The sequence below is a fragment of the Paenibacillus tyrphae genome (assembly GCF_024158745.1).
Lineage (GTDB): Bacteria > Bacillota > Bacilli > Paenibacillales > NBRC-103111 > Paenibacillus_G > Paenibacillus_G tyrfis_A.
This window is the reverse complement of sequence record NZ_JAMZAW010000014.1, coordinates 164678-183538: the sequence shown is the minus strand read 5'-3', so window position 1 is coordinate 183538 and position 18861 is coordinate 164678. Positions and strand designations below refer to the sequence as shown.

Genomic DNA, 18861 nt, shown 5'->3' with positions numbered 1-18861 from the left:
CCTCCTTTTTGTGTTAATTATGCGTTTGTTTTGTTCTTAATGTAACGATAGTTATTCCCGGCTATTTAATAACTTCCTTACAGAGCTTATAATACTTTTCTCTTTCTTCATGATGGTTCGGTAATCCTGTAGTTTTGTTGAAACCATTTACTTTTTTTGAAATTTCCAACACCGAAGCCCCTTTATCTACAAGAGGGTTTAAGTTTTTATATTTCCCCCAAAAGTATCCGGCAGCTTCCCAAGGGTATTTTTTTTCAACATAAGAATAACCTTCGTCCACGATTTTGGGATCGTCCATAAAATCCGCGAATTTTTGGTATACATCCCTGCCCGTGATTTGTATATATCCGGAACCTCTGAATTTGGCCCCGTCTCCTTTATTTTTATTTCCGAGCTCTGTACGGCCGTCATATTTTTTATTGAAATGTTCCTCAGGATCGCTATTTTTAGGAGCTAATTCTCTGGTATACTCCCCCAACCCGGATTCTTGCATGCACTGTGCTATAAAATGTCTTATCCTCTCCGTACTAGTTATATCATATTTATCTAAAGTAATATTCAGGCCATTTACCATATCATCATTAACATTGTGCCATCCAAGTTCCTCAAGTTGCTTGGCAGTAACATAGGTTTTCTTCGCAGCAGCCTTAGCACCGGAGCTTTGCTCCGGATTTAACAGTGTATTGATTCCCGGTGCATTTATATCTCTAACTAGCCCCATGTTTATCCCTCTGGCTTCCAGGTCTTTAAAAGTAAGATACACCCCTGGCACATAGTTATTAATGTCAATAAAATACGCTCCTGAATCCAGCATACTTTGTGCCCATTGCTGGTCTCCCAAGCTCCCATCGGCTATTATCTTTTCATACCAAGCGATTTGGTTTAGGTCTCTTCTAATTGCAAAATCACTAGGCTTCGGTGCCCTAGACAAGATCGTTACAGGTTTTCCTTTTTCTTTTGTAAAACTAAGCTGCTTCTTTTCTGTAAAACCAAACTGAATGCTATCCAATTGATCCCGTCTCTGTCTTACGACAAGTTCAAACTCTAATACCCCTTTCAAGCCATTAACCTGTTCTTGATAAACGTGAACGTATGCGTGTGTAAATTTGACCTCTCGAATCGTCTTTTCGTGCCTCACGATTTGTACAATAGCGTTTCGATAATAATCATTGTCCGGCCTATACTCGGTAAGTGCCCATGCATACAGCGTATTGGAGTTGTCTGCATCTTGTTCCACCGGGGGAAGCAGACGAAGTGGGATCTCACCTCGTAGCTGAATCGAGTGCTCCGCGTTATATGCTTTGGCAAAAAAATCTGCCGGGCTTGTGTTGATATAGCTATAGCCAGTAATTTGTCCATCGCCAAGCTCAATCGGCTGACCACCGGATTCTCGTTCTACCCTCAACAATATACTCATACGGCAAATCTCCCTTTTGGCTAACTACTCCTGGCTTTCTACAACCGATTCCTTATCTTAATATATATCGGACATCTTCATATTCTATTTAATGTAAATTCTCACACACTTTTGGATATATGGGAACAGCAAATTTTCGAGAAAATGAGCGCTAGCCGCGACACCATCCCTCTTGATGGCTCAACACATGTGGAGTGCGTGGTAAGGGATGTATCGGGAAATCGATTGATATGGAGGATATTTGTGACCAGCAGATAATTATTGAAGCTAATGCGGATAAAGACGCGATTTATGACTTTAATATTCATGAAAAAATTCGAGATGGGAAGAGTACTTTATCACTGTTCACAGAAAACGATTTCTCAGAAAATCATTTCTGTCCGCGTTGCTGCGATCGGAGGCATCTTTATATGAGCTACGCCCTAAAGGTAGCTAAAGTTAAGCAGGTCCTCTCTGATATGAAATCTATTGGAAGAAAGGGTACGATCTGGCCTTTTGAATTGTTGGTTTTCTTTTTTGAAGTGGCTATTCAGTATATCCATGAGCAAGGTGAATACTGGGGAATTCATGATTCATTGAAAGGCTCATATTCTGTACTCAAATGGATAGATTACAATGAGGAAGAAGACGGCCTTAACAATGTTTCGGGTGTCATTTCCTATTTGGCAATAAGTAAGTGGCTCAAAATATCCGAGGATCTACGTCAAAAATACATCAGCAACGTCTGGTGTGGAAGATGCTTAGGAGCAACAACTATCAAAGATTTCACGGTACACTTGGATAAGTATGGAGTTATTCTTCAAGGAATTTCTCTAATTGCGGTCATCAGGGTAACCAGAGTTATTGAAGAATGAGTGAATACAAATAAGGACGCCAATTCGAAACTCGTTTGTATCCCAAACGTTTCGAGAAAGAGGCGACCTTAAGAAAAATCTACTATTTTTTACAGAACCAGTTCATACATGCCTTAATTTATACCAACGCTAATATCTTTTAATTTAAAGCCTTTAACCAATTCATTATTGAATTTAGCTCTAACATAAATGGTGGAGTAAGTTTTATTATAATAAATGACATAGGAATAGCTCAAATAAAATCCAGTCTTATCACTATCCACTTTTAACTCAGGTTTTATGTTATAATCTTTATTTTTAATAGCCAATACGCCGCCATTAGCAATTTTTTCTATCTCATCGGGAGAATAACGTTTTTTATATTGAACCAAATCTTCTGAGATTTCTTTAAAGTTTAATTCGGGACCATGATAAGTGCTATTCTCATAACCTATTTTATTTAAGGTTTCTTTCAGCGCTGAGTTATCATTACTAGAAAAAGCAGCTAAGAATGCATTAAGGATAGCATCTCCTGTAGCTAAGAAGTCATTTGTCAATGTGACTTGATCCGGTATACTATCATACGAAATTACTGCCGAAGTAGCCGCAGGTGAGGCAGGCGTTTGTGCAGTCGAAGGAGTAGTTTTTGTAGAGTTATCCTTAGTAGGTAATCCTTGTTCTTTAGGTGTATTTCCATTACCAGTGACTTCAACAGTCTGCGTATCGTTATTCCACTTAACGGTTGCACCTAAAGCCTCTGCTAAAGCTTTGGCAGAAACGTAACTGTGTCCTTCATAAACCAATGGGTACATAGTCCCGTCTTCGCTGGATTGGTCGATCTGTTTGCCATTAACCTTAATCTGAAGAGCACTGTTTTGATACGCTATGACTTGTTTTAAAGCAGAATCAGCATAGGCACCTACGGCTATTCCCAAAGTCAATGTTGCTGCTACTGTACTTACTAAAACTTTCTTTGTTAAAGTTACTTTCATCTCTGAACTCTCCTTGTCAAGTAATATTATGTATCCAACTAAGTTGGTAGATACCTAAGCTTCAGCTAACTTGGAATCTCGATATGACTTCCAGTAAAATACGTCCATTTCTCCTACAATTCTACATCGCTTGACATAAATCCTTCAGCCCAATACAAAAGGACTATTTTTATCGAAAATTGCAAACATAGGGAGTAATTTGTAGTATTTATATCCCATTCCCCCCTTGATACATATAAAATGCCTGATAAGGAAGTATCATGGGGGTTAAGTCGGCTAGGCATTTAGAATAAAGTCGAAGCCTTTCAACATTTGCTCTGTTAATGACCCGCCAAAAGAGCAAATATTGCACTTTCTTAGGCGGGTTTCTTAGGTTCAAAGAATCTCTTAGGGTTCCAATCATCCCTTACAATTGTGCACACTCATCTAGGGTCTACGGCTAATATGAATTATTAAGTTATACTTGGTTATAATACCTCGCGTAACCATATTAAAGGAGGTTTTAAAATATGCCAGGTCACTATCTGCTTAATCGTCACCACCATAACCTGTTGAAACACCCTCATTTCGGCCATACGATCACCAATGACTCATATGGTCATCAACTCCACCCATTGTCCCTTCATGCTCCAGTGGTACACGTTAAGGCTACAATTATAAAAGTATATCCTGATCGAGAACGAAGAGGAGCGATGCACCAGCATTTTGATGTAAAAATTAATGAGCTAATTAGCATTAGAGGGGCCGATGCTTCTCTAGTTGATAAGAACTCGGATACTTTTGTCGCTGTCCGATATGGAGATAATATGGGATTAGCAGAGCCGATAAATGGCATTACTGAGGGACAAGAGATTGAATTGCAAGGCGAATACATTGATCATAATCATGCATATCCCACAGAAGATAACAGGGATCAATCTCCTGTTATTCATTTCACCCACAAGCCTGTAGGATTCGTCATATTTCAAGGAAAAGAATATCACTAACGGAAGTGAAGAAATAATTATTTCACTATTCAAACCGGATTTATACGTATTCCGGTTTTTTACATTGGCAAGTTTAGTGAACCCTTAAGCAAGAGCCGCCCCACAAGAGAGGCGGCACTTTTGCCTTTGTACACACATTTTCTACTATTATGATAATTGTCTCAACGTTTTTGCTTGAACATCCAACTTGCCAACCGCTTCACCAATACCTGCGAATTCTTCTACGGCTTGCTGAATTTGACGTTGACTGTCGACAATTGTTCTTTGCGAGGCTTTCGTTCCATCGCTGACTCGATCGACATGCTTGGCAATCCCATCAATGGTAGCTTGAATCTCCTGCGCGGCTTCTTGCACGCTACTTGCTAACTTTCGCACTTCGGAAGCTACCACATTAAAGCCGCGCCCATATTCCCCGGCATGTGCCGCTTCGATTGCCGCATTTAAGGCGAGTAGATTCGTTTGCGATGCAAATTCCCTAATCGTCTGTACAATGCGGCGAACGGCTATATTTTGCTGTTCTAAATCATGAAGATAAGACAGGTTTTTCTCATTCTCTTCCATCAAACGAGTAATGGCCGAAGCCACTTGTTGATTGCGTGTTATGCCTTCCTCTGTACGGGCGAGCAATTCCTCGGACATTTTTTGCAAATCGCTTGTTAACTGGGCTTTGGCAACTTCTCGTTCCGTTATGTCGGTTGCCACCTTTAGGACGGCTCCCACTTGACCATGTTCATCTAAAATAGGCATATACGTTGCTTCAAGATTAAGCATTCTTCCGTTCTTCGTTACACGTATGATCTTCTCTTGAAATATCTTGCCGCTTCTAAGGTTATTCCACAATAACGCATAATCGGGACTATTAGCAAAATATTCGGTACAAAATCGCCGATGGTGTACCCCGACTAATTCAGATAAAGAGTACTCCATGGCATGAGCAAAATTCTCATTTGCCCACAGCACCTCTCCCTGAACATTAAATTCAATCATCGCAAGCGATTGCTCTAAAGCGGCAAGCACCGCTTTTTCATTGAGCACTTGGGTTGTATGTATGGCCACTAAAATCCTCCATTTCCTTGATTCGAACAAAGGCTACTAGCCTAATCTTTTAAGTCTTTAGTACTATTTTACAACATCCCAAGTTCAAAAAAATGATATTTCTAGACATTCCTTTGACAAAAAAAAGAAATCGGTGCGGAAAATGTTAATCTAAACTCTTAGACACTTAGCTGCTCATTGTTCAATAAATGACAGAATTTCAACGTCGCTTGATTCCTGCGTTTTCCCTCATCTATAATGAAATGGCATTTTATCCCTAATTTAGTATTATATTGGAGGTGTAGTACATGGCACGCGTACTGTATGTAACGATTCCAGCGGAAGGTCACGTTAATCCTACCTTAGGCTTGGTGAAGCAGCTAGTCGACAACGGAGAAGAAGTCGTCTATATGTGCTCGGAAGAATATCGGGCCAGACTTGCCCAGACCGGTGCGCAATTCCGGGCCTATCAACTGGATGAACAAGTATTTCGGGAGCTTGGTTTTAATCCGACCGAATTTAGGCACCCGCTTCACTTCACTGATTTCATGCTGCGAGGCATTATTGAACCCCGAATTCCGGAAATCTTGAGGCAGATCGAAAACGAATCTTTTGATTACTTGATTTTTGATTCCTTGTTCGGTTGGGGAGGGGCTATTTTAGGGGAAAAGTTAGGTATCCCGACGATCTGCTCCGTAACAAACCTGGCTTTCGCTGAACCGCTAAGCAAGATTGTAGGAGTCTTTGATGCCGGTGACTTAGATGTGGAGGCTCTTTATGAAAGAGTAACGAAAACCGCACAGAGCGTCGCTAAGGAATGTAACGTAGCTGTACCTGCCATTGAAGATATTACCCGCCAGTATGGTCAGTTAAAGGTTGTATTTACAAGCCGCGACTTCCAACCCGATGCCGATAAGCTTGACGATAGCTATATATTTACCGGGCCTTCGATTACATCACGACTCGACGCTCCTTTATTTCCGCTGGAACAGCTTCGATCTCAATATGACCAAGTCGTATACATTTCCATGGGCAGCATTTTGACCAAAGATATTGAGTTTTACAAGCTTTGCTTTGAAGCCTTTCGAGATGTCCCGGCTCAGTTTGTATTATCTTGCGGTAAAGACACGGATCTGGACTCTCTGGGTGACCGTATTCCTCCTAATTTCATCATTGAGCCGTACGTTCCCCAATTGGAAGTGCTTCAACAAGCCGATGCTTTTATTACCCATGCCGGGATGAACAGTACAAGTGAAGCTTTATTCTATGATGTGCCGCTCGTCATGATTCCATTAAGCTCGGATCAACCTATTGTTGCGAAGCGGGTAGAAGAGTTGGGAGCCGGAATTATTTTAGATCGAAGTCAGCTTACGCCTGCAGCTTTGAAGTCCGCTTTACTGCAAGTGCTGAACGAATCTACTTATAAAGAACATGCCCAGCGGATCGGAGATTCCTTACGTAACGCCGGCGGGTATAAAGAAGCCGCAAGCCATATCATGTCTTTATTTTCCAAGGTCTAAGATGAGGTATCGCCAGTCCTGATGAACGAGACGTGTTCTGCAGGTGTTGCGGAGCTATTTTTAGACGGAGCACCTCTAACTCAATCTGGACCAATTTGACCATAACCTGTTCCATGCGCTGGTGAAGAAGATAACCATTCTCTCGCCAACGCATTTTGTTTTCACCAGCGGACTAAGCGATAATCTAACGAGTATACGGCGGGGTAAATGATTCGAAAGCATGTGCTGACTCCGGATATTCTTGTAAATCTGCAGACGGCCGTCAAAGAATTCGGTTATCCCACTTCTCATCGCCGAATCTGCGCCCTTTGTAGCTATCAATCTTCCACTGATCAGCCTTACGCAGCATGATGAATAAATATTCGTCCTGGAATGCAGTTTCCGTTTTGAAATATACCTCGGCTCGGTTTTTGTTCTTTAAATCGACACTCGTTTCGACAGGGCTGCCAATACCGTTAAACTTGACGGGAAACCCGAAGCTGCGAACCTTCTTCCCGCCGTATACCCTTTTTTTATCCGTACAGTAACGATCAAAAAGAGGCTCCACCAATTTACTCAATTCTTCGTGCCAATCCGTCGGCTTGTTTTCTTTGAACCATGCAAACTGTTCTTCCGCATCGGCAAACTCGGGCATAGCCGCTGTTTCAGTCTCGCTTTGTTCTCGAATGCTGTCCTCGTATTCATTCCATTTAGAACCGTATTTCTGCACCAAATTTATGAGATGCTCTTTTAACTGCTGCTCATTCATTCTATGATCCTCTCCTGTCTATACCCTGTAATTTAAGAGGTTTTCAAACCCTACTATATCAAAACTTTGACGGTACGGGATATCAAATTTTCATTCCTCCCCCGTACATATTAAGATCCTGTGATAAACTAATCATGTGAAATTGCCGCTAAAGCAGCCCAGATTGTACAATCATGTGGATAGGAAGCAGGTGCAACCATGATAGATTTGGATAAATTAGCCGAAATCTTTGCTAGCGGTTCCTATGATATAGAAGGTGTCCACCGTTTAGTCATCCAGCCGAAAAGTATATTACGTGAATTTAGAACCATCAGGCATGGATTTCTGTTTGTCATTCGTGGAGAAGCTAGAATGTGTGTGAATGGAACCAGTTATGAATTACACCCAGGATCCATATTTCATGCGGCTCCAGGCATGCAGCTGGACGCGCAAGTTATAGGTACATCGGAGTACGAGTACTATTCTCTGTTTTATAGATTCGACAAAGTAGACGATGAACATAGCGATCATGCATGCGGATCTCATTTCAAGCTGGAACCTGGAGCCAATCCGAGAGTGATCGAATTGCTGAGCATGCTCCATCAGAATGCTCCTATGCTTGGGGGCATCGGGAAACTGCGTATCAAAGAATTATTTTTAAGCGTCATGCATCAAGTTCTGGTGGGCTGCAGGCATCGAGAGAGTGGGAATTCTCCGAGTAAAAGGGTGATAGAGGAAGCCGTTGCATACATTAACGGACATTATATGAATCCGTTGACACTCGACGGGTTGGCCGAGCTGCATGCCATGAGTCCCAAACGGTTCTCGTACTTCTTTCACAAATATACCGGGTTCCGTCCAATCGACTATGTTATCCATTATCGTATGGAAAGAGCAAGTGAATTACTTAAAACAGGCCATTTTCCCATCCGCGATATTGCTGTCAGTGTCGGTTATGCCAATCCGCTATATTTCAGCAGAGTATTTAAAAAGAAATTCGGTGTATCTCCCTCCGCATATACCTCTCAATTCGATAATCGTATATATTGAGTTTCTGAAGAAGGCAAGCGCCAATGAACTTGGCTGTATTCGAATGCGTTGAGCGCTCGCTGCCTCCGTTCCACCTCATTCTCTCCTGCCTGCCCCGCCGCTCCCCTTCCCCGAATAACGGCTGAATATTCACTCAGCAAGCCTGGATTAGATAATGATACATATCGTATTCGTGATTTGTGTATTTGCAATTGCCCCGGTCCTTGCTACAGTATTTATTGATAATGAGAATCATTATTAATACATTGCCATGGAGGAGGCTTAGCTGCCAGATCTTCGCTTCTTGAGCATGCATCTGATCGGAGTATTTCCTAGGCACAAAACTTTTTTATTATATAGGAAAGGTTGATTAAGTTGAATAAAAAAAGACAGCTCTGCATCGGATTGTCCTTGTCAGCAACCTGGATGAAAGGGAATGGCTGGCGACATGCAGACAGCGGCGTGGAACACTTATATTCGAGCGACTTTTACGTCGGTCTGGCTAAGAAGGCGGAGAAAGTGAAACTTGATTTTGTTTTCAAACCGGATGCTTTGTATCTCAACGTAGAGACACTGGACCATTCTCCTGGTTTCGGCAGCCTCGATCCGACGATTCTGCTGACCTCCATTGCTCGCGAAACCGATCGGATCGGGCTGGTTACGACCGCTTCCAGCACGTTCAATCCGCCATATGTGGTCGCCAGGCAGCTTCAGTCTCTGGATTGGATCAGCAATGGGCGTGCCGGCTTGAATATCGTAACCTCCATCGACGGCGTCGAAAATTTCAGCAATTCCCCCATGCCTTCATCGGAGGAAAGGTACTCGAAGGCGCGGGAACTCACCGAAGTCGTACGCAAGCTTTGGGAAAGTTATCCGCATGAGGCGCTGATCCTAGATCGTGTATCAGGGCAATTTGCCGACAAGGAGAAGGTTACCCCCATCGATCATGCCGGCGAGTTTTTCAGCGTCAAAGGCCCGCTCAATTTGCCGGCCTATAAAGCGGGATCGATTCCGTTGTTTCAGGCGGGCGCCTCGGCGTCGGGACGAAATTTTGCCGCTTCGGCAGCAGATGCCATGTTTGCAGCAACGCCTGACATCGCTTCAGGCATCGAATTGCGCCATGATCTGAGGAGACGCGCGGGGGAACACGGTCGCCATCCGGACGCAATTCGGGTTTTGCCCGGCATGTATTTTTTCTTAGGCAAGACGCGTGAGGAGGCGTACGATTTGCATCGGGAGGCGCACGCCCATTTGAGCACCGCGCATCGCTATGCAGCCATCAAATCGATTCTGGGCATCGATATCAGCCACCTGCCTTTGGATCAGCCCGTCACTCCCGACCTGCTTCCTGACCCAGAGCAGCCGGTTCGCAGTCGGACACACGCTGATCTGCTGCGCAGCTTGATTGCGCGTCAGCAGCCTACGGTGAAAGCGTTGTTGTCCAGGCCGGAGGTCGTCGGCTCGGCGCATTGGGTGGTCGTCGGAACGGTCGAGGACGCGCTGCAAGAGATTACCATGTGGTTTGAAGCAGGCGCCGCTGACGGGTTCATCGCTCTTCCGGGAGGCTCGATGCAATCCCTGGAATTATTTTTCGACGAGTTGGTGCCCATGCTGGCCGAAAAAGGTTTGTTCCGAAGCGAATATACGGGTGTCACCTTGCATGATCATCTAGGGATTTAAAACGTTCGATAATCCAAAGTTCTATTACGATATAAGGGGTTCAAGAGAAAAATGAATAAAAATCTTATGCTAGTTGGTTTATTAGCATTTTTCATGCTTGTTTCGGCTGCATGCGGAGGAGGAGACAACAACGCACAACCGGCGCCGCCCAAAGTGGAGAATAAAACGGACAATGCAGGAGCAAGCAAAACAAGAACGATTGAGTATCTCGGTGAAAAGTATACCGTTCCGCATAAGGCAGAAAAAATTGTGATTACCGGGGCTATGGAAGCAATGGAAGATGCCGTAGTGCTGGACGTTCGTCCGGTAGGAGCAATAACGATCGGCGGGAAGTTTCCGGAAATGTTTGCTCCGGTAACGGGCGCCTCGGAATCCATTGGCGAAAAACAGCAGCCGAACTTTGAGAAAATATTGCAGTTGGAGCCGGACATTATTTTAGGTTCAACCAAGTTTCAAAAAGAAGCGCAGGAGAAATTGCAAAAAATCGCTCCCACAATTTTGGTATCGCACATTTCTACAGACTGGGAATCCAATTTGAAACTAATGGCGGAATTAACCGGAAAGGAGGCAGAGGCAGAAAAGATTTTATCCCAGTATAAAACAGATACGCAAGCAGTAAAAGCATCGTTAAAGGAAAAGCTTCAAGGTAAAAAAGTAGCCGCTGTTCGTATTCGTGGGGTGCAGGTTTTCGTTTACCCGAAAGATGTATATTTTAACCCTGTCTTATACGATGAATTCGGTTTGGAGGTTCCGAAGCAGGTAAGCATGGCCAAAACGCAAGAAGCGATCTCTGTCGAGCAGCTGGCGGAAATGAACCCGGATTATTTATTTGTGCAATTCTCTATGAATGAAAATCAAGATGCGAAAAATGCGTTTGAAGACTTGAAAAACAATTCCGTTATCCAAAACATCAACGCCTTTAAACATAATCGCGTATATGTCAACGTGGTAGATCCGCTTATGGAAGGTGGTCCTGCTTACAGTCGAATCAAATTTTTGGAAAGTGTGCAAAAGCACCTGGAAAAGTAATGGTACGGAGCAGAATGGCAATGCGCTCGTTCAGGGGATGACAAGAAATGTTCTTGCCTCCCCTTCTCTATAAGCTTTCAAGGCTTAACTTATGCCTGACATGTACTCGAATGCCGTTATGCCATACATACTTTTAAAGTGCCTGTTCATATGAGATAAATCGACAAATCCGCATTCCGTTACCGCGGCGTAAATATCCTTGTTTTTTTCGATGAGCCGCTTGGCATGCTCGACTTTGCAGTTTAAGAAAAATTGATACGGGGAGATGCCCGTGTCCGCTTTAAATGCCCGGATGAACTGAAATTTGGACATATCCAACTCTCTACAGATGTCATCAAGCTTTAGCACATGGTCCAGGCTGAAATAGATCATTTCCTTTGCTTTTTTCATCAGCGCATTATTTTTTTTGAATACATAGCTCATTTCCGTTTGGGAAAAGTGATCTGCAAGAGCCAGAAGCAGCTCGCTGCACAGCGATTCGGCTTTATTGTTGAATATCGCATGGACCAGATTTAATATGCCTTGCTGAAGCCTGCGATTATAAACAATGGGAGAAGAGAACATCACGACATCCTTTTTTTCAAGCATCTCTAAAAAAAGCTTAGGATGGATATAAATGATGACGTAATCAATGCCTGTCTTATCCTGCGCCCTTCCGTCATGAACCTGTTCCGGGTTAAAAAGCATCACCCCGTTTCGATAGGAGGACTGAAAGCTCCCATCCAGGTTATACTGCTGAACCCCTCGCAAGGTGACTCCCAATGCATATTCTTCATGGCTGTGCTTTTTGTATTCAAAATCGCTAAAGCTTGCGGATAATGCCGTAACTCCTGCTGATTTTTTATATACAAATTTATCCATATCCACTCACCTCTTCACGATCTCCACGATACCCGATACCTCGATTGCCGAATAAACCAATAATAGCGCTAATATGATATTGGTCACCTTTAGATGTTTCTGCAAAAACCTCTTGAAAATTATACCGAAGATCGCCCACGTGGCTAATGCTAAAAAGGCAACAATGGTTATAATCAGAACGAATATCGACAAGACAAACGGTGATTTGTAATAGGGCATAACATAGCTCGGAATGACCGTCATGGTAAACAGCCAGACCTTAGGATTTACAAACTGCATGAGGAATCCGTTCATAAAGGTAGCCGCTTGTTTGGCGGTATCCCCTGCTATATCCATTTTGTACACTTGATACGCAAGGTAGAGCATATAAAGGCTGCCTACGACCTGCATAAAAACCAAAATCTTCGGCATGACCGCTACAAGCGCACTGTTTAACATCACTGAAGCCGAAAGCAACACACCGAAGACGGCAGTCACTCCCCAAACGTATCGAAAAACCTCTTTCATCTTAACATGATGCGCCATAGACAATATAGCAATATTCGTAGGCCCGGGCGTGAATGTGACAATAACACAATATATAAGAAAAGATGTAATATTCATGAGAAGACCTCCTTAGGCGTGTTCCCATGAATGATACATCTTACATTTCATTAGCGTATAGTATAATATTGCAGATTCATGACCTAACATGAAACGGCATAGGTTTAACAAAATTCCATTGTCAGGGAAATAATGCTAAATTAGCACTATACAATCTTGAAGGGACGTGACGCCATGTTTATTGTAAACGTAGAAGGTGCGGTCTGCAGGGAGGATCAATGGCTTCTCATTACGCGAAGTATGAAGGAAGAACATGCCGGTGGTACTCTATCTCTTGTAGGCGGGAAAGTCGAAGTCGAAGGAAATACGCTAGACATCCTGGAACGGACGGTAAAACGGGAATTTTACGAAGAGATTGGCATCGAGATAAAAGACTCGGTTACTTTTGTATACAGTTCCTCATTCGTGACAGATGATGGGGGCAACGTGATCAATGCGGTCTTCCTATGCGAATATGATAGCGGTACAGCGCATCGCAAAAGTCCCGATGAGGTTGAAGCCGTACACTGGATGACCTACGAGGAAATCATGAATCATCCCAAAGCTCCTCCTTGGACAAAAGAAAGCATAAAAAGAGCGGCGGCAGCCAGGAAATAGCAGACCAGAATTTTGCATTTTAATCATGTTGCGCAGAAATGAGGCTGTTGGTATGAGTTTGTTTCATTATATCGGATCAAGTAAAGAATTGCCTTTAGGGGAAAGAGGAAGAAGAAAGTCCTCCGCCGATAAGAGTAGCGGGAAATTGACAAAAGCAATCCGATTCCGGTCTGCCCATTTGCCCGAGGGAGCCATTCCTCTTGAACAAATCGTCGATCTTTCTCATATCCAAGAAGATGAAATTGAAGTGTATGATTCGATGGAAGATGCCGCGGGAATTTATATTCAAGATTTAGGGACATGGAATGGAGAAATACGGGGGCATTTCACAAATCCTTTTGTATATCAAATTGCAGCGAATTGGGGAGGTTTTTCTGTACATCCCAACCTGAAAGAAAATTTCCCTGAACAATACAAAGCGCATGTAAAATGTATTCGCGAACTATTTGATCTAATGAAAGAATACGGTTCGGACCACGAACAATTTGAATTATACACTTGCTGGGACGGTGAGGAAAAGCAAAGAAAAAATGAGAAATTACACAAAATCATTGATTTAAAGATCTTTCAACTTGGCGATGAGTTTGAATTGAAAGATAAGCAGTATATATTGATCAAGACCTGATGCGAACTCAACATAACAAAAACAATGATAATCTGAATTGAGGTTACGATATGTCCTTAATGCCATTAAGAATACCCATGGGCTACGCTATTTGCTTTAATAAATTTTCAGATGTTGAGCCAATCCCTTGTAAGAGTGGGGATGGTTTTATTGATAATTGGGAGTATTTCACCGAAGATATTTTGCAAATCGCAAGGATGCAGCTTGTCGATGGGGTTTGGGGGTTACCAGCCAACGGGAAACTCATCATTGACTTGGGATGGTATCCGGATGGTCAAATCTCCGGTCAATACAGACTGGTGCAGGTCAATGAGCATTGGGAAGTGATTCGTGAAAAGCACTCCAAAAACAGGTATGAGATCAGGGATACGATCGAAGATTGGATGAAGAATCCCGCTGGTTTGTAACCGCGGCACGAGATTAGCTTTTAAAAAAAAGGAGACCATCTTATGGAAATACGATATGTTTCAGAATTACCGACAGAAGACGGGATATACGAGCTATACGAGAATCTGGATTGGAATCAATATTTGCAGCTAAGCAAAGAACGACTGCTGACCGCCATGAGGCAAAGCTGGTACGCCATCTATGCCTACCATGACAATCGCTTAATTGGTACCGGCAGAATCGTTTCCGATGGGATGATCAATGCTTACTTGTGCGGACTGGGGGTCCACACGGACTATAGAAGCAACGGGATTGGATCCGAAATTTTCCGTTTACTCGTAGAGCATTGTAAAAAATACAACCTGCATCTGCAATTTTTTTGTGAAGAACAGTTGGTTCCGTACTATGAAAATAAGAACTTTAAAGTTTTTGCAGTTGGAATGACAGGCGCTTAAGATGCTGTGCCTGCGGTTCACACCAAAATTCGGAGGTGCTTTATGAGTGCAAGCTTACTAGACCCTAGAAACCACCCGGATTGGCTGCGTCCTCATTCTATCGAATGGTATGCACAACTTGGAAAATTACAAGGGCAGTATTCGTTTTCGTGGCACTCCACAATCGCCGAGCCTAATGCCGAAGCCCTATTTGCAGAAGAAGTAGCGCAAGCGGTGCAGGGCAGGAAAGTATTGGACATCGGATGCGGGCACGGAGAATTTACGATCCAATGGAGTCCCCTAGTTAAACATATTACTGGTCTGGATATTACGAATGACTTCATCAAAACAGGGAATGCAGCGAATCTTTCCAATGTATCCTTCGTTACGGGAAATACGAAACACAGACTCCCCTTCGAGTCGGATGAATTTGATGTCGCGTATAATCGCAGAGGGCCAACCTCCTCTTATCTGGACGTTGGAAGAGTGGTAAAAAAAGGAGGAAAGATTCTCGGATTACATCCGGGGGACGGTATAGCTGCGGAACTCTCGGAATGGTTCCCGAACTTGTTCGAGCCGATTTCGGCGGGGACTCCCATCCTTGATAATCTCAAACAGCGCCTTGAGCAAGGCGGCCTGGGACATGCCGAGATTGAAACGATGAGAAGTATGGAATACTTCCATGAGCCTGTTGATGTGATCCGGATGCGCTGCTTCGGTCAGGCACCCTCCATTTACGAATGGGTGATGGAGAAATGCCTCACCGAAGTTACGCGGATATTCGAAATAAACACCGTAAACGAGGGCTTACCCGTCACGTTTGAACGCTATCTGATACGGGTCACGGTTTAAGTTTGTACTTCCGGCGTTTAGGAAACAATTTTACTTTGAATAATGGCATGCAAATCTTCCGGGGCGATCCAAGGGCTGCCCGCGTTAATGCGCGGGATTTTCATCAGATCCGCTTGACGGGTTGCCATGGCCTCAACGATGGTAAATCCGTATTTAAACCCGCCTTCTTGATAATATTGAATGGCTGTATCGGTATATATGCCGAAAGGGTAAGCTACGACATCCACCGCATGTTTATTCACAGGATGCAACTGCTGCCTGCTTCTTTTCGCGTCTTCCACAATCCGGGCATGGTATTGCTCGTCGGTTTCGATCGTTCCGTTTGAAGTAGGAAGTTTGGAAGTGAAGTACGCGTCCCCATCAGGGTCATCGTTGTTGGTTTTGTGATGCAAAGCATCCGTATGACTCTGGTTCTCGACCAAATCCGTTTCTTTGTTCATGATGGACAATTGCTGCGCCGTCATCGTTGGGGGCAGGTGTGATGCCTCGGGCAAGGTTTCCGTCATGATGAAGTTAACTATCGGAATATGCTGCTGTTTTATAAATGGATATACGTTCTCATAAACGCTCTCATATCCATCATCAAATGTAAGCAATACCGCGTTGTGTGGAATAGGGCTGCCGTTCAAATAATGTTTTAATTGATGCAAACTAATAAAATGGTACCCTAGATTCTGTAGATGACTGATCTGCTCTTTGAATAATTGGGGGGTAATCGTAATCCCTCCCTCATCCGTTGCATGTACATGATGATACATCAAAACAGCGACTTGATCCCGATAAAATGCAGTAGTCAAACCACATCACTCCCCACAAATGAATTTAAGGACGAGCGAAATCTTTGGTAATCAACCCTATTATACCTAAAATTTGGTTGGAAATTTGTAGAACTATGTAACCCCTCCTTCCTTTTTCTCGTATAGAACTTGTAAGGAACGGAGGGGTGATATGGATTGGCACGCCATATTCATTTTTATTTTGGTCATTCTTAATTTCCCGGTATATCGTTTCATTTATAAACTGATTTTTTCCGATCCGGAAGATTTTGACGAGTCGGTCAAATATTCTTTTACGCCTAATTTCATCTCATTTTTTAGGGGGAAGTACTGGCAGGACAAATGGGGTACTTTCAAACTAAGGATGTACATCCTCTTGTGTCTTGCCATTGTTCTTCTTGAGTACATGGCAGTGGACATGGTCATGGGGTACTTCCATTGATTGAGCCCCTCTCCCGTCATCCCTTATCCCGCAATATCTACACCGCAAGGTTCTCCATGTTCATCGACAAACACCATAATGATATGATTGCCGCAAATGCCATCGTCGTGATAGCTCAAATCAAAGCTTTTCCCTGAACCGACGGAAAAAGACTCGAGCTGCATTCGATTCACTATCTGTTCCTTCGTTATACTTGTACCTTCTACTATGTATTCCCGATAATGATTCAGCACTTCATCGGCGGCATACTCTCGAAATGCCATATCGTTCTCTTCTATGCGAGCAAAAATTTCTTTTGCATTCTCTATGATTTCATGCAGATCGTCTTCATCCGGCATGAAGGCAACCTCGATCTCCTCTCCTTTCAAAAGCCTCCGGCATGTATATAAATCCATATCCCGGTCTTTAATGATAACACCCCAGAATTCATCGCGGATCTCTACATTGTTCATGTTCTCTGTTCTCCTGTTCTATTATTTCATAGGAAATAACCATATACACTGAATGCAAACGTCGATACCAGCGCCATTCCGACAATCAAGCCTCTCCACCAGCTAATTTCTCCGTGGACGATCGTATTGCCCATATCTCGGTCCCACGTTATCATTCCTTCTCTTACTAGTCGAGAATGGCCAAGAATGCACGCTATTAATTGGGGTATTCCTATACCGAGTCCCGTCCCTCTCCACCAAACCAATCTGCTGCGCTGAAACGCTTGGGCTGGCGTTAATTTCTGTCCTTGATGATTTAAAATGGTAATCTTCAATAACCATTTCCCCAACGTCGTCCCAAAGATGGCTAAGCAGGCTCCTTCTACAAACAACCAACTAAAGGTTAACAGTACCGATAGCAACGTATTGTTTACATGATCCAGACTTTCCGCATCAATAAGAGCCCATAGGATACCGACAGCAATGCCAAATGTATAAACATCGAAGCTTCTTGCCCAGAACCGGACCCATGGTCTTGGAGCCGGAGGCGATCCGTTGGATACATTCTCCGATACAGAATCCATGTTGATCAACAATCTTCCTCCTCATCAATCACCCGAAAATAACTCGCCCTTCCAGTCAACCAATACAATCTCTTGTTTCTCCGAATAGCACCAATCGATTATTTTTCCTACCAACAATGGTGTGGCGGGAAAATCGTCCCATGCGGGTGTCCGGACTCTGATGTAGCCGGTACGCTGTAAACGATATCCGGTAAACTCTTGACCCATCACAACCAAATACGGACTTTTTCCCATTATGCTTACTTATCCGATCGAGTTTCGTTTATGGCCGCGTTGTTACGGTTTCCCCAGTTGGGAGATTGCCGTCATATCCAAAAGCAAATGTACCATGATAACAGGAACGATCTTCCTTGTTTTCGCAAAATAAATTGAAAACACAAAAAATACGATTCCGGTATACAGCGCGGGGATTAAGCCTTGGTACAGGTGGTACGAAGTTTGAATAATCGTACTGGCCAAAACGGTTATTTCTTCTTTTTTGATCAAGAAGTTCAGCTCAGTCATCGTATAAGCTCGAACAATTAATTCTTCGAAAAAAGGATTGATAACGATGAATGCAAAATAGCTTACGGTCATTTTCGTTCGTAGAAAATCGACGTTTTGGGGAGCCTGCAAAAAACTAGGGGAAATCGTAACAGCTATAATAACAACAAAATACAAAACCAGATAAAGCAATATCCCGTGAAAAATATCCGTTTTACGAAATTGAAAACCAATGTCTTTCAAGCTGCGTCCTTGCCTATGCAGGACAAAATAAAGCAGGCTAAGCGAAAGCATTTCCCATAGAATGCTATAAACAAAATTGGGATGTGTGCCGCTTTTTGCGCCTGTAAACAGGTAAACGGAATTCACGATCAGCGGGAAAATGGTAACGAGTAAAATGCTGACCAACAGTAGCAGTCGAATCTTGGCCTCCGATTTCACCGATAAACTCCTTTATTATGGATTTGTTTTTGTAGTAAAATTATACCACATCCCGGGGTTTCGGGACGTCCATAATCAAGATATACGGAGGGCCAAT

At 43.3% G+C, this 18861-nt stretch carries 21 protein-coding genes; 11 read left to right on the top strand and 10 right to left on the bottom strand.

Annotation, left to right across the window (positions count from 1 at the left end; genetic code table 11):
• Nucleotides 1–61: 61 nt before the first annotated feature.
• Nucleotides 62–1417, bottom strand: a complete 1356-nt coding sequence (locus NI000_RS21620) for a glycoside hydrolase family 19 protein (RefSeq protein WP_253413478.1) — start codon at nt 1415–1417, stop codon at nt 62–64.
• 230 nt (nt 1418–1647) lie between these two features.
• On the opposite strand from NI000_RS21620, the gene NI000_RS21615 reads away from it, so the two are divergent.
• A complete protein-coding gene (locus tag NI000_RS21615; RefSeq protein WP_253413477.1) occupies nt 1648–2271 on the top strand; it encodes a hypothetical protein in 624 nt (207 codons plus the stop codon).
• Nucleotides 2272–2384: 113 nt separating this feature from the next.
• Here NI000_RS21615 and NI000_RS21610 read toward each other — a convergent pair whose 3' ends face one another.
• Complete coding sequence (locus tag NI000_RS21610; protein WP_253413476.1) at nt 2385–3242, bottom strand: stalk domain-containing protein; 858 nt, start codon at nt 3240–3242, stop codon at nt 2385–2387.
• Nucleotides 3243–3751: 509 nt separating this feature from the next.
• Here NI000_RS21610 and NI000_RS21605 point away from each other — a divergent pair.
• Nucleotides 3752–4228, top strand: a complete 477-nt coding sequence (locus NI000_RS21605) for a hypothetical protein (protein WP_253413475.1) — start codon at nt 3752–3754, stop codon at nt 4226–4228.
• 147 nt (nt 4229–4375) lie between these two features.
• Here NI000_RS21605 and NI000_RS21600 read toward each other — a convergent pair whose 3' ends face one another.
• Nucleotides 4376–5278: a methyl-accepting chemotaxis protein gene (locus NI000_RS21600; protein ID WP_253413511.1), complete on the bottom strand. Its 903-nt coding sequence runs from the start codon at nt 5276–5278 to the stop codon at nt 4376–4378.
• Nucleotides 5279–5571: 293 nt separating this feature from the next.
• On the opposite strand from NI000_RS21600, the gene NI000_RS21595 reads away from it, so the two are divergent.
• Nucleotides 5572–6783, top strand: coding sequence for a macrolide family glycosyltransferase (locus NI000_RS21595; protein ID WP_253413474.1), 1212 nt, complete (start codon nt 5572–5574; stop codon nt 6781–6783).
• A 262-nt stretch (nt 6784–7045) separates the two neighbouring features.
• Here NI000_RS21595 and NI000_RS21590 read toward each other — a convergent pair whose 3' ends face one another.
• A complete protein-coding gene (locus tag NI000_RS21590; protein ID WP_253413473.1) occupies nt 7046–7531 on the bottom strand; it encodes an NTF2 fold immunity protein in 486 nt (161 codons plus the stop codon).
• 198 nt (nt 7532–7729) lie between these two features.
• On the opposite strand from NI000_RS21590, the gene NI000_RS21585 reads away from it, so the two are divergent.
• From NI000_RS21585 to NI000_RS21575, 3 genes are all read left to right on the top strand, one after another.
• The gene (locus NI000_RS21585) at nt 7730–8560 is read left to right on the top strand and encodes an AraC family transcriptional regulator (protein ID WP_253413472.1); all 831 of its coding nucleotides are present in this window, start codon (nt 7730–7732) and stop codon (nt 8558–8560) included.
• Between the two features lie 354 nt (nt 8561–8914).
• Nucleotides 8915–10219: an NtaA/DmoA family FMN-dependent monooxygenase gene (locus NI000_RS21580; RefSeq protein ID WP_253413471.1), complete on the top strand. Its 1305-nt coding sequence runs from the start codon at nt 8915–8917 to the stop codon at nt 10217–10219.
• Between the two features lie 51 nt (nt 10220–10270).
• Complete coding sequence (locus NI000_RS21575) at nt 10271–11248, top strand: ABC transporter substrate-binding protein (protein WP_253413470.1); 978 nt, start codon at nt 10271–10273, stop codon at nt 11246–11248.
• A gap of 84 nt (nt 11249–11332) precedes the next feature.
• Here NI000_RS21575 and NI000_RS21570 read toward each other — a convergent pair whose 3' ends face one another.
• Both NI000_RS21570 and NI000_RS21565 read right to left on the bottom strand, forming a co-directional pair.
• A complete protein-coding gene (locus tag NI000_RS21570; RefSeq protein ID WP_253413469.1) occupies nt 11333–12109 on the bottom strand; it encodes a helix-turn-helix transcriptional regulator in 777 nt (258 codons plus the stop codon).
• A 6-nt stretch (nt 12110–12115) separates the two neighbouring features.
• Nucleotides 12116–12712 (bottom strand): LysE family translocator, encoded by a 597-nt coding sequence (locus NI000_RS21565; RefSeq protein WP_253413468.1) that lies wholly within the window; start codon nt 12710–12712, stop codon nt 12116–12118.
• 174 nt (nt 12713–12886) lie between these two features.
• Between NI000_RS21565 and NI000_RS21560 the strand changes: the two genes are divergently transcribed.
• Genes NI000_RS21560 through NI000_RS21540 form a run of 5 tightly spaced genes read left to right on the top strand, consistent with a single transcriptional unit; the run spans nt 12887 to nt 15607 of the window.
• Complete coding sequence (locus NI000_RS21560) at nt 12887–13309, top strand: NUDIX domain-containing protein (RefSeq protein WP_253413510.1); 423 nt, start codon at nt 12887–12889, stop codon at nt 13307–13309.
• 25 nt (nt 13310–13334) lie between these two features.
• Nucleotides 13335–13934: a hypothetical protein gene (locus tag NI000_RS21555; protein ID WP_253413467.1), complete on the top strand. Its 600-nt coding sequence runs from the start codon at nt 13335–13337 to the stop codon at nt 13932–13934.
• Between the two features lie 50 nt (nt 13935–13984).
• On the top strand, nt 13985–14341 hold the full coding sequence (locus NI000_RS21550; RefSeq protein WP_253413466.1) for a hypothetical protein: 357 nt from the start codon (nt 13985–13987) through the stop codon (nt 14339–14341).
• Nucleotides 14342–14383: 42 nt separating this feature from the next.
• Complete coding sequence (locus tag NI000_RS21545; RefSeq protein WP_253413465.1) at nt 14384–14776, top strand: GNAT family N-acetyltransferase; 393 nt, start codon at nt 14384–14386, stop codon at nt 14774–14776.
• Between the two features lie 42 nt (nt 14777–14818).
• Complete coding sequence (locus NI000_RS21540) at nt 14819–15607, top strand: class I SAM-dependent methyltransferase (protein ID WP_253413464.1); 789 nt, start codon at nt 14819–14821, stop codon at nt 15605–15607.
• A gap of 17 nt (nt 15608–15624) precedes the next feature.
• Here the strand turns inward: NI000_RS21540 and NI000_RS21535 are convergent, their stop codons facing one another.
• The 4 genes from NI000_RS21535 to NI000_RS36980 all read right to left on the bottom strand — a co-directional run bounded on the left by NI000_RS21535 (nt 15625) and on the right by NI000_RS36980 (nt 18764).
• On the bottom strand, nt 15625–16404 hold the full coding sequence (locus NI000_RS21535) for a polysaccharide deacetylase family protein (protein ID WP_253413463.1): 780 nt from the start codon (nt 16402–16404) through the stop codon (nt 15625–15627).
• A gap of 444 nt (nt 16405–16848) precedes the next feature.
• Nucleotides 16849–17277, bottom strand: a complete 429-nt coding sequence (locus tag NI000_RS21530) for a DUF2262 domain-containing protein (protein ID WP_253413462.1) — start codon at nt 17275–17277, stop codon at nt 16849–16851.
• A gap of 26 nt (nt 17278–17303) precedes the next feature.
• The gene (locus NI000_RS21525) at nt 17304–17840 is read right to left on the bottom strand and encodes an RDD family protein (RefSeq protein ID WP_253413509.1); all 537 of its coding nucleotides are present in this window, start codon (nt 17838–17840) and stop codon (nt 17304–17306) included.
• A 276-nt stretch (nt 17841–18116) separates the two neighbouring features.
• Complete coding sequence (locus NI000_RS36980) at nt 18117–18764, bottom strand: CPBP family intramembrane glutamic endopeptidase (RefSeq protein WP_253413461.1); 648 nt, start codon at nt 18762–18764, stop codon at nt 18117–18119.
• Nucleotides 18765–18861: the final 97 nt, after the last annotated feature.